The following is a 16,567-nucleotide window of genomic DNA, read 5'->3' as shown; positions in this document are numbered from 1 at the left end:
TTAAATCTAGAGCGTGTCTCTCCAACCTTCAAGCAAGTTTGTTTAATTCTCTGCCTGCTTAATTACACCAGCCATCGTTATAAGTGACCTGAATTGTTGCACCAACAGGCGCACCACTGACCTTGAGATAACCCCAGTACTGGCTTTGACCGCTGAGATTAATGCACTCACCATTGCCAGCACGCGCCGAGCGCGCCTCGACATTCTCGCCGTCAGGCCAGCCCTGATTACTGTACTCCAGCGTCAAATCACCACTGCCATGTGCGGTTTCAATGCGAATGCTTTGCTGTGCGCTGACATTTTCAAGGCTAAACCACATGGGTTCACGATTGCCCATACACACCGGCACACTATCTGACAGACGGCCATCAGAAACACTCCCCTGAGTGGCGCAGGTATCTGGTAAAGCGGCACTGGGCGCTGTGAAACTGGCCAAGAGTTCTACATCGCTGTAGGCGTTATAGCCGCGCAGCATAATGTAATAATCGCCAGTCTGTGGCGCCGCGATATCACAGCGCTCGCTGTTGCCCCCTACGTAAGGCCGACAGTCATAGGTGTCTTGTGTTGGTAACTCTGCGTAACGCAGGTAAAGATCCGCATCGCCGCTGCCACCACTGATGGCCACACTCAAATCGGTGGCACCCTCTGGGAGTCTGACTTTAAAGTAGCTCAGCTCCTTGTGCGCGCCTGATACTTGCACAGCGCGGCCATTTTGTAGCTCCACCGTGCCCTGGCCTGACTCAATCACAGCCTGCGTACTAACCTGATGGGCCAGCCCTTGCTCGTCTGTGACGCTCAGCGTGACCGTATAGCTGCCTTCATCCTGATAAGTGTGAGTTGGGTTGGCCTGGGTACTTTGCGCGCCATCGCCAAACTGCCACAGATAAGCCAAAGTGCTGCCCTCGGGATCTGAACTGCCCTGACTGCTAAAGCTTAGCGCCGTGCCTGCCGTGCCCTGATAAGGACCATTGATAACGGCTGTCGGAGCCTGGTTTTGGTCGCCGGCCAACTGTCGCGTCCACTGCGTGAATTCAGTGCCATACTGGGCTGCCCAGTTGTCGATACGCGTTTTATACCCTGCCCAGTTACCAACGCGAGTTTCGCTCAGCATGGCATTGACTTCGTCTTTATGGGTTTCAATCATAAAACGCACCGCCAGATAACCCCAGCGGTAAATTCGGTCCTGATCAAAGCCATCATAGGTGGTCGCAAAAACCTCGCCCAGTTGATAGGTGCTGCCATCTTTAATGGTATCAATGGCATCCTGATTGTCATTCAGGTTCGCAACATATTCGGCAACGCCTTCACTCCACCACACGATTGTTTCTGTGGGCGCGTTAAAGTCGCCATAAAGGTCAAAACGGCCATCCAGATAATGGACATATTCGTGTTCCAGGTTCCAGACATAGTGATCGGGTTTTGCATAGCTGGCCTCGTAGGCAATAAAGTTTGCCTGATTGCCCACCACGCTGGGGTCGCCTTCCAGGTACATACCGCCATTGTCGGTGCTGATCCCAAAAATCGGACCTGCATACTTCTTGTAATCTGCGCTGCTGTTAAAGATATTCACTTGTAGCATGGTATTGTTGTCGTCTGCGACCGGCGTCTGGTTGGTTTCGAGCATAGTATGGAAGCGGGTTTCTTCGGCTGCCATGGTGTCGCACGCAGACAGGTGCTGCGCCTGGGTCATTTCCTGCGAGCGGATCCGAATGGTGCTGCTGCATTGGTAGGTCTGCGACAGTGCTTTATCCCTGAGCTCCTCCTTAAATCCACAGATCCCGAAGTCTTCACAGTTGGCATAGTAAGTCGCGACATCTGCCGCCCCCAGCCAGACACCGTCGCCATAACCATAGCTCTGATAGGTTGCGAACAGAGATTTTAACGCCTCATCAACGGCACTCTGGATGGGTGTCCCCTGATAATTTTTCAGCCTGGCCAGCTCGCGTGCCGCATTGATGATCAAAAACTCAGCGTCCGAGCTCAGCATCCAGTTTTGTTTGGTAAAGTTTGCAAGTAAAGTGACCAGCTCAGCATCGCTGCCAACCAGAGCAACAAAGTCGCTATTCCACTGGCCACGGAATAAAATGGTAAAGATCCCATTCACCGCTCCGCGCATGTGCCAGCTGTCGGCATAGCTTTCGCTCCAGCGGGATAACCAGGCTTTCACCACGGGCAGATAAACATGCTGAAGCTCGGACGAGTCCATGGTGGTGATCACCTCTCCCAGTACTTCACCATGGGCATCGTTGTTGTCATAGAAGTGGCTATTGGCCACAAAGGCGTCCAACGCACCTTTAACCGCAGTTTGCACACTGCTGTCAAAGCTGACCGAGTCGTTATAAAACTCAACATAAAAGCCAGCCCGAATAAACAAGAAGAGCGCTTCGAGATCTGCACTGCCGGTGCCTGTGTAAGCAACAGACAGCGTTTTCGCCTGAGTCGCCACAGCGAGCATTTTTGCGGTTGTAAACGTCGCAACCTGGGTGTCGGAAGGTGCACTGAACAAATCGTTGACGCACCCTGCACCCTGCCCGGAGATTTGCGCCACAATCGTGGAGGCACTGGCATTGGCAAAAGCCGCCAGGTCGCAGCTGCTTGCCACATCAACCGGCTCTGACGCAAGGCGCATCATCACCGGCAAATGCGCATGCATAACGGACTCGCGCTCAGCGGTCGGCGCATTATCCTGAGCCACATGATTATGGCCTTCGTCTCCATGCGCCAGTTGCAGATCCTGGGCACTGAGTGGTTTAAACTGTCTTTCAACTTGTTGCTGCGCGGCTTCCACACTACTGCAGAGCAAAGGAAGTGCAGCGAGTATTGCTGTTATTTTCATAATGTAACCTTATTAAAATGTGTATCCAAACCCCAAAAGAGGAAATATATAATTAACACCACAGACACAGTGTATACAATATAATTTATATAATATTATTGAATATGCTACCTTACTTTTCCTTTTAAGCATAAAATATTCAATTAAGTCAGAATGTTAAAATTTAAGTGACAATTTAGCCAGGGCCTGGACAGTTCACTTCATTGCTGGCCATAGACAGCGAATGAACCGAAAAAGGGAATGACAGAATGAAAGGCGCCACTTCAATTGGCGCTTGTTAACATATCTTGCAACAAAGTGGCATTTTGAGAAGGACTAAAAGGCGACGAATGATCAGGTATTGTCTGAAAGCAGCGAGGTAATAGAGACAATGCCATGGTTTTCAATGGTTACAATTAACGTCTGATGCTCCAGCCTGATTGGATACTGGCCATCGGGCAATTTTCTGGCAGTCAGATTGTTCAGCCCAGTGATCAGGCCATCGACCTCACTGGCATGGTGCTGTGCCGCGCCCGGACGTCCTCGCATATACTCCATTCCCTGTTGCAGGCACTTTTCAACAACCGCATCAGCCACCTTTCGACCCGCTTTGTGTTTCAGTGACTTAAACAGTAACCCTTTGATTAAAGAAAACATAATACTTCCTATATGCGACAACGGTAATGCCGAAAGTGTAGCAAGGCTAGGTCCAGAGGAGTATGACAAATCGTTTCAAAGTGTGTAGATGTGCGCTTGGGTGGGCGAACATTCGCTTTAACTCTTGTACGAATGCGTCCTTTTGAGTCACTTGTATGGATAATAGAGCCATCAAATTTATGTATCTTACCGATTTGGGGTAAAGCGAGATCCAGGCTGTAGCTGCAATTAAAGCCTTCATTTACAGTAGTTCGATTGAATGTCGGTTCCTCTATTGAGAGACCGGTAACAAGAATGCACGATGTAAAAGGCTCCAAGCACCACACTCGAATAGTCTACTGGGCCTCGAGGGCGCATTTTGCAAGCATGAGTAGAAAAGGTGATTTCATGAATGTTCCATTTGGTAATGGTTGACACTGGATGTATAGACAGTATTTTGACTGTTGTCCAATAACATTATTACGTGCCGTTTTGTCCAATTTTCACACATGTGTGTTTTTGCAGGTTGCAACCGATTGTTTACTTTGAGTTTGTTCCGTGGGACTATGAGGGTATGTAATACAGCCCGTTTTGTCGATTTATGTTCCGACATTTTGGGGGAGAATAAATTGTTAGCTGGCAGGAGGTTATATGGAAATTAATACCGACTTTGAGAAGATGAGCTTTCATGATGTATCTATCAATGATGTTTCCAGAAATGACTCTAAGATCATCATCGTTCTCAGTGGTATTTTCGTCAGCAAAGAGCACTCAGGTTCCAATGGAAAAGATCTAATTGTTCAAAATGGGGTGATGACTCTATACAACGTGTCCAATGAAAAAAGCCTCACTTGGTTGAATGATGTGTCACCCGTCAGTCACAAAACTCCAGAGTACCCGATTGACGAAATCATGAATGCGAAGTTTGATGGGAATACATTCCACTTTGATGGCTTTAAGGAAACGATGCCTTGGCATGAGTGGTTTATTCAGGCGACAAGTTTTATCTTGGTAGCTTTCGATGTTGTGGAAACAACCAGCTAACAGGGATCATAGACATATATGGACGCTCCAGCGATGTCAAGCCGAGTAGGCCTGCGAGATAGCGAATTTTCGTTATCTCGTTCGTTATTTTATCCACTTCGCCATGTCTGATGTTTGGTCCAGTCCGCTATAAATGTGTTGCTCTGACATATATCCGGGCTTAACTGATTGTTCAGCGCCCCAAATGAGTGCCGAGCCTGCACAACCTAAAATTAATACACCCACTCGGTCTGTAACGACCGTGCCTTCGTCGGGTTTTGCGCAGGCAGGGTTGGACCTTTTTTCATCGTATTTTGGCAAACAGATAAGCGGTTGTCAGTGGCTCACTACACCCACACGGGTTCAACGACCCTTGTCTGTTCCGAGCTCACCTGACAACCTAAACTTTGATGCATTGTGCCGCCCCCGATTGTGTATATTGTGGCTGATACGGTTCATTTTTCTGTAGTAATATCCACATCAACCTGGCCAGCCGGTGGGCAGTGGCCACAATGGTTTTATTTATACCAATTCGCTCTCGCAAAGCGCTGACCCAGCGATTTAAATCGTCGTCTTTTTTATGTGCGTTTGTGACCACAGTACGAGCACCGTGGATTAATTGCTTGCGCAGGTATCTGTCCCCTCGTTTGGTGATATGGCTCAGAACACTTTTATCGGCGGAAGCATATTGTTTGGGCGTGAGCCCTAACCATACACCAAACTCTTTGGCACTGTTAAATGCCTGACCTTTATCTATGCTGGCGCTAAAAGCAGAGGCGATGATAGGGCCTACACCCGGCAGAGATTGCATGATTTCAGCAGCCTGACTACGTTGGTTTGTATCTCGAAACAGAGAATCGAGTTGTCTTAGCTGACGTTCAAAGGCTCTCAGCTCGGCGCAAGTTTCGTGTATAAGCAACAGAATAACCGGTTGCAATTGTTGGTCGAGCAAAGTCTGAATGTGGCTGTAAAAAGCGCGATAACTTTTAGATGTTTCAATGCCAAATTCAAGCAAAAAACTCCGGGTCTGATTCAGGCATGCGGTACGCGCCTTAATTAACCTTTCTCTCATCCGGTGCAGTAATAATACAGCTTGCTGTGATTCTGATTTCACAGGCACAAAGCGAATGTAAGGCCGCTGACTGGCTTCATAAATGGCCAGGCAATCATTTTTATCGTTTTTATTCCCCCTGACAAAATGGGTAACGTGTTGCGCAGGCACCAGATGTGCTTTATGACCTGCTTTGATACACATTCTTCCCCAGTAGTGAGCGCAGCCACAGGCCTCCATAACGACTTTACAAGGCGGCATATTCTGAATGGTTTCTTTCAACTTCTGACGGTTCACCCGGCGGGAAAAACAGCACTGTGGGATCATAGACACCCACCCCAAACTGGCGTGCTGAGGGTATCTCGTCTAACTTTTGGTAATACTCAATGGATTGAGGGAAATAGGCAATGCCAACAGCATCAGGATCACAGACACCCACCCCAAACTGGCGTGCGGAGGGGAACTCGTCTACCTTTGGGTAATACTCAATGGATTGAGGAAATGGACAATGCCAACAGCAAGGAAGAAGCAAGTCAGCTTAACCGATACCAAATATTATCACTGTATATCTAGATGTGTTCGTCGGGCGTTTTTGTGCGGTGAAGACCGCTTTACAGGTAAATCTTATGAACATCGCCGGGACTGGGTTGAAGAAAAGCTGCTGACGCTGGTCAAAATATTTTGCATTGAAGTGTGTGGCTATGCGGTGATGAGCAATCACACACATATGGTGCTGTATGTCGATGATAAAAAAGCACAAAGGTTATCAGATAAGGCCATCGTTATTCGCTGGCATAAGCAGTTTAAAGGTAACTGGTTAACGCACAAGTTCATCAAGGGTGATGAGCTGAGCGAGTCAGAGCGCAGTATGCTTGATGCAGACATCAGTGAATTCAGAATACGCCTTGCGAGTATCAGCTGGTTTATGCGGGTATTGAATGAAGATATTGCACGCAGAGCCAACAAAGAAGATGGTTGTACTGGCCGTTTCTGGGAAGGACGGTTTAAATCTCAGGCCTTGTTAGACGAAGCGGCAGTGGCTGCGTGCATGGTGTATGTAGACCTGAACCCAATCAGAGCCAAAATGGCAGAAACACCAGAAACGTCGGACTATACCAGCATCAAAAAGCGCATTGAGCATGCAAAACAGGGGATACAACCTTCAAGCTTAAGACGGTTTGCTGGCAACCCACGTGAGCGCATGCCAAGTGGCCTGCCGTTTGAGTTAACCTATTACATTCAACTGGTTGAATTAACGGGCAGATGTATGCGTGCAGATAAGCGGGGTTACATCAGCGATAGTCAACCATTGTTGACCCGATTACAAATCGACCCGGACAACTGGCTAAAGCTCACAACCCAATTCACTAAGGTGTTTCATGGCGCGGTAGGGCGAGAGGAGGCGTTGACAGAATACTGTGAGCATCTGCATAAAAGGCGCCGAGCGAACCTGACTCAGTGCGAGCGATTATTGCGTTAATCACTCACATTTTTGTACATTTACCGCAGCTATTCAACCCACCTCAGGCAAGGTGACGGCATCGCTTTGCTTGAACTCTTCCAAATCACGGTTAACCACCGTTCAAATTGACTGGTTCCCCCAGAACAGGAATGTAGCTCCCAGGATATTTGTGTATCAAGCGCACGATTCACGACGAAATCCAGCCTGTCGTGTCTGATAAAGGTAATTTTGTGGTGGGTGTCGCCTTTGTTCGCAGCATCGTTTTGCCTGAACTCTCCCAAATCACGGTTAACCACCGTTCAAATTGACAGTTTTCCCCAAAACAGGAATGTAGTTCCCAAGATATGTGTGTATCAAGCGTACGATTCACGACGAAATCCAGCCTTCCGTTTCTGATAAAGGTAATTTTGTGGTGGGTGTCGCCTTTGTTTCTTTTGTTTGGGCTATGTTCGGTGTTTGTTCGGTGGGTGTCTCTGTTTGTCTCCTAAAGGTAGACGACGTACATTCCGCATGCCAGTTTCGGGTGGGTGTCCATTCAATCCTCGCTTAACAATAGGCTGCTTGTTATTTATTAACATTTGAACATTTAGCAAGCCATTCTCTTCACACAGTGAAAAGAACTGCTCAGCAACATTTTCAAGAGTCTTCTTCAAACTTGCCGAATGTGACAGTCCATTTTTGTATAACTGGAATTGCGCAACGATATAGTGGTTATTACGAAGCTCTGATGGCAAGTAAACTTGGTAAGGATTTGTAGCTCGCATTGGTTACTCCTTCAATCAAGGATGTGTAGGATGCAGAAGCGATTATTATGCGATAATATGAACATTGGGTGATTATTTAATGAACAAAAAAAAGAAAAAGGAGCCTTTAAAGGCCCCCAAGTAAATTTTTTAATTCACATACATGGACGCTCCATTGATGTCTCTGTTTGTCCATCAGGCAAGGTGACGGCATCGTTTTGCCTAAACTCTCCCAAATCACAGCTAACAATCGTTCAAATTGACAGCTTTCCCCAGAACAGTGATGTAGCTCCCAGGATATTTGTGTATCAAGCGCACGATTCACGACGAAATCCAGCCTGTCATTTCTGATAAAGGTAATTTTGTGGTGGGTGTCGCCTTTGTTCTCTTCCTGCGTTAGTGCTATGACTAAGTTCGAATTACTTGAAATGCCGTGAGGATAATTGCTTACAGATCCCATCTAATCCAGGAAACATTGATCCCCATGTAATTCCCATTAAACTTAAGTCTCTCATTGCTTTATCCCTCTCAGCTGCTGGAATTGAAACCGCTTTTAAGAGCTGACCTGCGGTATCCTCCTGAGGTTGCAAGATAGCCTCGATATCGTCCACATTACTATACATGGTCATCGCTTGCTGAGGTAAAACTCTCTCATTGCCAAGGCCGGGTAACTCTATCATTTTCACCATGACGGCAGGAACCCTAAGCGGAGCTTGTCGCCCCATCATTTTCACCCACTCAGCTTCATCGAACATGAATATACTAATTGAGCCATCAGGCAATAAACTAGCCTCATTTTCAAAGGCGAAAAATGCTGCAACATACGGACTTCTTGTCCAGTCAAGCAATGGTGTTGGATAGCCATGATGTTGCGCCAAATTTAGTAAAGCGCCAAGTGAACGATCATCCAATACGTTATATGCATGCCTAGAATAGGCGTTAACATGATTTTCTAACTCAGGAATATTCCTGTCTAGATATGCTATAAGGTCAGCATGTCCAGTACGATGGAATGACGTTTGTAGCCTCCAGGGTCGAGCTTGCCCCCTAAAAACAGTGCCTTCTTTTTGCTCTAAGGCATGTTCTTTGAATGTGTTCCAACTCATTTCTTCATGTGTGACATTTGAATCAGAGGGTGGCTTTCTTTCAAGTATTATTTGGCCTTTAGTTGTCTCCTTGGTTGGATATGAAGACGCCCACTCTGCCGAAAATTCATAATCTCCGCTCTTCTTTCCTCTAAATGTAGTTTCATTTGGAAACTCAAAACCTGCTTCTTGGATTGCCTCCAAGTTTTCTTTTGTTAACAAACTACCCAACTTATCATGTATAGAGATTAAATTGGCAGTGCCTTCAATAAAACCGTCATCCTGAACTTTTCCTTCAAAGTAATACCACAAACAAACAGTAACATTCTGTCCTGCAATATCTGCTTCTTCGAAAAGTGAAACTCGGCCAGTTAATGCAAATCCTTCTTGTGCCAAATTAACCAATACTGCGGGACCAGCGCTAGATGTGCCAAACCATTGGCCAGTAAATTTTTCTGTCAATTTTATAAACCTATATTTTAGAGTGAATTCATCCAAGCTGGGACAGCAAAATCGATAACGCACTATCGAGTAGTTACATTTACAAGACTATCCATTTCAATGCGGCACAATAAAAACACTTACCTCTGATTTCAGATAATAAGTGCGACATTCATGGTAACGCGTAGAAGAGGAAGCTAACTAATGAAAGTGGCACGCTCTTCTCGCCAAAGAAACAAGCTGTACTACCATGAAATATCAGCAGTTGACCGAGGGCAGAAGATACCAGATTTCCACATTATTGGAAGTGGGTTGTTCTGCTTCTGAAAACTAATAGCAGACACCCATTTTAAAACTTGTCTGCCATACATTCCGCACGCCAGCTTCAGGTGGGTGTCCCTTCAACCTCGAGGCAGTGCTTAAACGTGTCCAAGATATCAAATAACCACTATTTCAGCTGAAATTTTTCACCCATGAAGCCTGACTTCTGAAAATTTTCGTTTTTTTATTTGCAGAAGCACTTGTATTCATTGTCTATGGACCCGTAAAAGAACAAACAAGGCTGGGTGTCTGTGTTTTTTGTGTTTTTCTGCTTTGTGTTTAATGATTGGATTGTTAGTATGTAACATGAGAGTTAATCCTTAGTTGTTTTGAACAAAGATTCGATACCTTTATCAAAACGGGTAACTCTCAATTTTTCAAATCGAATTGTCAGGTCTAGTCGGAACTAATTCAATTTAGCACACTGAACTAACGGCATTTTTTGCACCAGCTTTGGTTTGTCGCTGTATCTGGGTTTGTACTCCGTAACCCGAACAACCCTGTAAGCTCTTTATGGGTTTTGGCTCTGGTTACTTTACATTTTGGGCAAGTATGAGGAAGTTTTATTGCACCGCTCATTGTTTCTCCTTAGTTTTATCATTTAGATTTTCTGCTTTAGATTTGATATCAGTCCACTTTTGACGCTCATTGTCGCTGATATCTGTTCTCTTTAACTCGCGCTACGACTTGTTCAAAAGAGCATCAGGAACTTCTTTTGCAACTGCAATTGATACTTTTCCAGCAGCCAAACCCACATTGAACAAAGTTTTACCAACCAAAGTAGCCGATTTGGTCATTTTACCAGAGGTATCTGGTTCATTAGTTACATCATCAACAGCATCTTTGAGATCATAAAAATCAAAAAACCCATTAAAAACTCCTTTTCATATTATTCACAAATACACATAACACCTTACTCTGCCCCACTTTAATAGTTCAAAACACACCAAAACGGCTCATATTACATACCTTCATAATTCCACTAATAACTGCTAATGCAAATAAAAAGTTAGTGAGATGTTAAAGCTCATTTTACCACTTTGCCCCAAACCGGCGAGTAATAATGTTATAGGACAAAATCAGGCACTTTGTAAAAAAGCTTACATAGCTTTGCTCGCTACCAATGTACACTCTTCGCTTTAAGCCGCTCTTAGCGCATTTACGTTAACCCACAATGAGCCATAAACAAGTAATAACTAAACCCCCGCCTTTAACACATAAGAAACTGCCAGATTAAGCTATACTAGCCAAATCTGACAGTTCAAGTTAAGGCTTATTCAAATTAAGCAACAGTCTGTGCTTTCTTAATAATAGTGAACAGCTGGTCTTTTAGGTGCAGGCGCTGTTTTTTCAGTGACTCAAGATAGTCGTCAGAGGTGTTCTCTGCGCCGGTTTCAATGCGATGTACTTCGTGGTCGCACTCGTGGTACTCCTTGAACAAACGAGCGAAGTGCGCGTCGTTCATTTTCAGGTGGTGGATCTCATCTTTATATTCAGGAAACTCGTGGTGCAGATCATGTTTTTCAATTGTCATAATACGGTCCTTTCTATTTTGCGCATTTAATACAAGTCGTTGTGTAAGGCAGAGCGTTTAAGCGCTGCGGATTGATTTGTTCTTCACAGTGCTGACACAGGCCATAGGTGCCCTGCTCTATACGCAGTATCGCCTGATTCACCATTACCAGCTCTTGCTTGGCTTCTTGATGAATTTCGTCCAGTACATCGTCGTTTTCACGCTCTGTATTTTGCTCTGCGAAGTTGGCCGACCGGCCCTTTCTAAAATCGGCTTCAATGGCGGCTATCCGTTGACTCAGTTCATTTTGTTTGGTTTTGAGAAAACTTGTTATTTGGTCAGCAGTCATGATGTTCTCCTTTGTTAAACTCATCATAACGCGCTGCTTTTATGGCTCTTTGATCTGGCACAAGGTTAAGGAGTGGGTAATAAAAAACCCGACACGAGGTCGGGTTTTTGGTGCTATAGGTTAGACAAATCTAGACATATTCAACTTCGATGATGTCGTATTCAACGCTACCGTTAGGAGTTTGAATGCTCACTGAATCATCCAGTTCTTTTCCGATCAGACCACGTGCAATTGGCGAGTTAACTGAGATCAGATTGTTTTTAATATCTGCCTCATCATCACCTACGATCTTGTAGGTCACTTCCTCGTCCGTATCAACATTGACTATGGTCACCGTGCTGCCAAAGATCACTTTGCCATTATTTGCCATTTTAGTGACATCAATGACCTGTGATGTTGACAGCTTGGCTTCAATTTCCTGGATGCGGCCTTCACAGAATCCCTGCTGCTCACGTGCAGCATGGTACTCGGCGTTTTCTTTCAGATCGCCATGTTCACGGGCTTCCGCGATATCGGCAACGATCTTTGGACGGACGACTTTCTTTAAGTGGTTCAGTTCTTCACGAAGCATTTCTTCGCCTCGTACTGTCATCGGAATTGATTGCATAGTATCTCACTCATTGCCAGAGCTTACGCTCTGGCCTTGTTCTTCTTAGTTCAAACGCTGGTGTAGCTCCTGAACAGAGTTTACAGAACTTCTGTCATCAGCCTCATTAGCTGTACAGTTTGCAAACGCTGCATTGAGCGTAGTGGTGTAGTTAGTCTTATGCTGAAGTGCACCACGACGTAACACCTTCGAATCTTCGATAGCCTGACGGCCTTCTGTGGTATTAACAATGTAGCTGTACTCACCATTCTTGATGCGGTCAAGAATGTGCGGACGACCTTCGAATACCTTGTTTACGCGACGTACTTCGATGCCGGCGTCTTCCAGAGCTTGTGCTGTACCTTTGGTTGCATCCAGCTCAAAGCCAATGGCTTTCATGGTCTTAGCCAACTCAACAACACGTGCCTTGTCACCATTGCGAACAGATAGTAGCGCGCGACCACCACGTGGTAAAGCGTTTGATGCACCTAATTGCGCTTTTGCGAAGGCTTCGGCGAAGTTTTCACCAACACCCATCACTTCACCCGTTGAACGCATCTCAGGGCCACGCATTGGGTCAACACCCTGGAACTTAGCAAATGGCAGTACTACTTCTTTTACGCTGTAGTAAGGTGGGATTACTTCTTTCGTTACACCCTGGCTTTCCAAAGATTGGCCAACCATACAACGTGCTGCCACTTTTGCCAGCGCAACACCCGTTGCTTTAGAAACAAACGGGACAGTACGCGCAGCACGTGGGTTCACTTCAATCAGGTAAACCTCGCCATCTTTCACAGCAAACTGAGTATTCATCAGACCAACCACGCCCAGCTCAAGTGCCATGTCACGTACTTGCTTGCGCATTACGTCCTGGATTTCCTGAGACAGAGAGTGCGCAGGCAACGAACAAGCAGAGTCACCAGAGTGAACACCGGCTTGCTCAATGTGCTCCATGATACCGCCAATGATGACGTTCTCACCGTCACAGATCGCATCAACGTCTACTTCGATAGCGTCATCCAGGAAACGGTCCAGCAATACTGGTGCTTCGTTAGACACAGATACTGCTTCGGTCATATAGCGACGCAGGTCATCTTCGTCGTACACGATTTCCATCGCACGACCACCCAGTACATAAGAAGGACGTACTACCAGTGGGAAGCCGATTTCCTGAGATTTCGCAATCGCTTCTTCCAGTGACGTTACGGTTGCGTTTTCAGGCTGAAGCAGATCAAGACGCTCAACCAGCTGTTGGAAACGCTCCCGGTCTTCCGCGCGGTCGATTGCGTCAGGAGAAGTACCAATTACAGGCACACCATTCGCTTCAAGGTCACGCGCCAGTTTCAGTGGCGTCTGACCACCGTACTGAACAATCACACCTTTTGGCTTTTCAACGCGAACGATTTCAAGCACATCTTCTAATGTGATTGGCTCGAAGAACAGACGATCTGAAGTATCGTAGTCAGTTGAAACCGTTTCCGGGTTACAGTTAACCATGATGGTCTCGTAGCCGTCTTCACGCATTGCCAGCGCAGCGTGTACACAACAGTAATCGAATTCGATGCCCTGACCGATACGGTTAGGACCACCACCGATCACCATGATTTTATCTTTGTCAGACGGTGCAGCTTCACACTCTTCATCGTAAGATGAGTACATGTAAGCCGTGTCTGAGCTGAATTCTGCTGCACAAGTATCAACGCGCTTATAAACCGGCAGGATATCCAGCTGGTGACGCTTCTTGCGAATTTCTTTTTCAGACACACCGGCAATCTCTGCGATGCGCGGATCTGAGAAACCTTTGCGCTTAAGGCGGCGCAGGAAGTCTTTGTTCAGACCGGCCATGCCCACTTCAGCGATGGTTGCTTCGTCTTTCAGAATGTCTTCAATCTGAACCAGGTACCAGCGGTCAACTTTGGTCAGCTCGAACACTTCTTCTACGCTCATACCGTGACGCATTGCATCGGCGATGTACCAGATACGCTCTGCGCCTGGCTCACGTAGTTCACGAATAATGGTTTCTTTCGCTTTCGGGTCGTCCAGTGCAACAATTGGGTTAAGACCTGTTGCGCCCACTTCCAGACCACGAAGTGCTTTTTGTAGTGATTCTTGCTGGTTACGACCAATGGCCATCACCTCACCCACTGACTTCATCTGTGTAGTCAGACGGTCGTTAGCGCCGGCGAACTTCTCGAAGTTAAAGCGTGGGATCTTAGTCACAACGTAATCGATTGACGGTTCGAATGACGCAGGGGTTGCACCGCCTGTGATGTCATTTTGTAACTCGTCCAGGGTATAACCCACTGCCAGCTTAGCTGCAATCTTAGCGATCGGGAAACCGGTTGCTTTAGACGCCAGTGCTGATGAGCGCGATACACGCGGGTTCATTTCAATGATAACCATACGGCCATCATCCGGGTTAACACCGAACTGAACGTTTGAACCACCGGTTTCTACGCCAATCTCACGCAGTACCGCCATCGAGGCGTTACGCATGATCTGATATTCTTTGTCAGTCAGAGTTTGTGCTGGTGCAACTGTGATTGAGTCGCCCGTATGCACACCCATAGGGTCAAAGTTCTCGATAGAACACACAATGATGCAGTTGTCGTTTTTGTCACGCACCACTTCCATTTCGTATTCTTTCCAGCCCAGCAAGCTCTCGTCAATCAACAGCTCGTTGGTCGGAGACAAATCAAGACCACGGGTACAGATTTCGTCAAACTCTTCCATGTTGTAAGCAACACCACCACCGGTACCACCCATGGTGAAAGAAGGACGAATGATACACGGGAAGCCAATGCGCGACAGAACGTCGTGCGCTTCATCCATTGAGTGTGCAATCTCGGCGCGAGGACACTCAAGGCCAATGTTCTTCATCGCAACGTCGAAGCGCTCGCGGTTTTCTGCTTTGTCGATGGCATCCGCAGTTGCACCGATCAGCTCAACACCGTGCTTAGCCAGTACACCATGCTTGTCCAGGTCAAGCGCACAGTTCAGCGCAGTCTGGCCACCCATAGTCGGTAGTACCGCATCTGGCTTTTCTTTTTCAATGATTTTCTCAACCACTTCCCAGTGAATTGGCTCGATGTAAGTTGCATCTGCCATTTCCGGGTCAGTCATGATGGTTGCCGGGTTTGAGTTAACCAGAATAACCCGGTAGCCCTCTTCTCTTAGCGCTTTACACGCCTGAGCACCAGAGTAGTCAAACTCACAGGCTTGGCCGATGACGATTGGGCCTGCGCCCAGGATCAGTATGCTGTTTAAGTCGGTACGTTTTGGCATTGTTACTCCGGTTCTAATTAGGCTTTACGTGCTTGCATTAATTCAATGAAGTGGTCGAACAGCGGTGCTGCATCGTGCGGACCCGGGCTTGCTTCAGGGTGACCCTGGAAGCTAAAGGCCGGCTTGTCGGTACGATGAATGCCCTGCAAGGTACCGTCGAACAACGATTTATGCGTTGCAAGCAGGTTATCTGGCAAAGTGGCCTCGTCCGCCGCGAAACCATGGTTCTGTGCAGTGATCATTACCACGTCACGCTCCAGGTCTTTCACCGGGTGGTTACCGCCATGGTGACCGAATTTCATTTTCACCGTCTGCGCACCAGAAGCCAGTGCCAGTAACTGATGGCCCAAACAAATGCCAAAGATAGGCGTATCAGTTTCTAAGAAGGCTTTAATCGCATCGATTGCATAAGTACATGGCTCAGGGTCACCAGGGCCATTAGACAGGAAAATACCGTCTGGATTCATCGCCAGCACTTCTGCAGCGGAGGTTTCTGCAGGTACTACTGTCAGTTTACAGCCACGGTCAACCAACATACGAAGAATGTTCTTTTTCACACCAAAATCATACGCTACAACATGAAATTTTTCTTCCTCAGAACTCAGAGTCTGGAAGCCCTGACCTAAAGTCCAGCTCCCTTCACGCCACTCATAAGTCTGTTCTGTTGTAACGACTTTCGCTAAATCCATCCCTTTAAGGCCTGGGAACGCTTTTGCCGCTTCCAGTGCCTGCTGCTCATCAATCTCATCGCCCGCGATGATGCAGCCATTTTGAGCGCCCTTATCACGCAGGATACGCGTCAACTTACGCGTATCTATATCGGCAATCCCAAGGATATTGCGTGCTTTTAAGTAGTCACTTAACGATTGCTCGTTACGGAAATTACTTGCAAGCAATGGCAAATCCCGAATTACCAGACCCTTAGCCCAGATTTTATCGGCTTCTTCATCCTCACTATTAGTACCGGTATTCCCGATGTGCGGATAAGTCAGCGTCACAATCTGTTCTGCATAAGAAGGATCCGTCAAAATTTCTTGATATCCCGTCATAGACGTATTGAATACTACCTCACCAACGGACAGGCCGTCAGCGCCAATGGCAGTACCGCGAAACACAGTGCCGTCTTCAAGGACTAAGAGAGCGGATTTAGTCAAGTTAACCTCCTAGATAGTAAAAAACGGGAGCAAGCCAGCGCTTATCTTCCCGTCTACAAAGCGCTTGGTAACACGCAGTTATTAAAATTTTGGCAAATTCGTT

10 protein-coding genes and 1 pseudogene are annotated in these 16,567 nt (G+C 46.7%); 2 read left to right on the top strand and 9 right to left on the bottom strand.

Annotated features, from left to right (window positions below):
* Positions 1–58 precede the first annotated feature (58 nt).
* The gene (locus L1285_RS12890; RefSeq protein WP_235412653.1) at positions 59–2,836 is read right to left on the bottom strand and encodes a collagenase; all 2,778 of its coding nucleotides are present in this window, start codon (positions 2,834–2,836) and stop codon (positions 59–61) included.
* A gap of 333 nt (positions 2,837–3,169) precedes the next feature.
* A complete protein-coding gene (locus L1285_RS12885; RefSeq protein WP_052713113.1) occupies positions 3,170–3,472 on the bottom strand; it encodes a hypothetical protein in 303 nt (100 codons plus the stop codon).
* Positions 3,473–4,102: 630 nt separating this feature from the next.
* Here L1285_RS12885 and L1285_RS12880 point away from each other — a divergent pair.
* Positions 4,103–4,495 carry a hypothetical protein gene (locus L1285_RS12880; RefSeq protein WP_235412652.1) on the top strand — a complete coding sequence of 131 codons (393 nt, stop codon included), beginning with the start codon at positions 4,103–4,105 and terminating at the stop codon, positions 4,493–4,495.
* Positions 4,496–4,874: 379 nt separating this feature from the next.
* Here L1285_RS12880 and L1285_RS12875 read toward each other — a convergent pair.
* A pseudogene (locus tag L1285_RS12875) lies at positions 4,875–5,834 on the bottom strand (IS110 family transposase); the annotation flags it as partial.
* A gap of 199 nt (positions 5,835–6,033) precedes the next feature.
* Here L1285_RS12875 and L1285_RS12870 point away from each other — a divergent pair.
* Positions 6,034–7,005: a transposase gene (locus L1285_RS12870; protein ID WP_235412650.1), complete on the top strand. Its 972-nt coding sequence runs from the start codon at positions 6,034–6,036 to the stop codon at positions 7,003–7,005.
* A gap of 1,144 nt (positions 7,006–8,149) precedes the next feature.
* Here the strand turns inward: L1285_RS12870 and L1285_RS12865 are convergent.
* The 6 genes from L1285_RS12865 to carA form a co-directional block, all read right to left on the bottom strand.
* Complete coding sequence (locus L1285_RS12865) at positions 8,150–9,277, bottom strand: FRG domain-containing protein (RefSeq protein WP_235412649.1); 1,128 nt, start codon at positions 9,275–9,277, stop codon at positions 8,150–8,152.
* A 1,582-nt stretch (positions 9,278–10,859) separates the two neighbouring features.
* Positions 10,860–11,111 (bottom strand): YdcH family protein, encoded by a 252-nt coding sequence (locus L1285_RS12860; RefSeq protein WP_235412648.1) that lies wholly within the window; start codon positions 11,109–11,111, stop codon positions 10,860–10,862.
* A 13-nt stretch (positions 11,112–11,124) separates the two neighbouring features.
* Entirely contained in the window at positions 11,125–11,439 is a 315-nt protein-coding gene (locus L1285_RS12855) for a TraR/DksA family transcriptional regulator (RefSeq protein ID WP_235412647.1), read from the bottom strand.
* A gap of 130 nt (positions 11,440–11,569) precedes the next feature.
* Entirely contained in the window at positions 11,570–12,046 is a 477-nt protein-coding gene (greA, locus tag L1285_RS12850; RefSeq protein WP_010386114.1) for a transcription elongation factor GreA, read from the bottom strand.
* A 45-nt stretch (positions 12,047–12,091) separates the two neighbouring features.
* Positions 12,092–15,310 carry a carbamoyl-phosphate synthase large subunit gene (gene carB, locus L1285_RS12845; RefSeq protein ID WP_235412646.1) on the bottom strand — a complete coding sequence of 1,073 codons (3,219 nt, stop codon included), beginning with the start codon at positions 15,308–15,310 and terminating at the stop codon, positions 12,092–12,094.
* Positions 15,311–15,327: 17 nt separating this feature from the next.
* Positions 15,328–16,464, bottom strand: coding sequence for a glutamine-hydrolyzing carbamoyl-phosphate synthase small subunit (gene carA, locus L1285_RS12840; protein WP_235412645.1), 1,137 nt, complete (start codon positions 16,462–16,464; stop codon positions 15,328–15,330).
* Positions 16,465–16,567: the final 103 nt, after the last annotated feature.

This window comes from Pseudoalteromonas sp. DL2-H2.2, assembly GCF_021532535.1.
Taxonomy (GTDB): Bacteria; Pseudomonadota; Gammaproteobacteria; order Enterobacterales; family Alteromonadaceae; genus Pseudoalteromonas; species Pseudoalteromonas rubra_A.
This window is presented reverse-complemented; position numbering and strand designations above follow the sequence as displayed.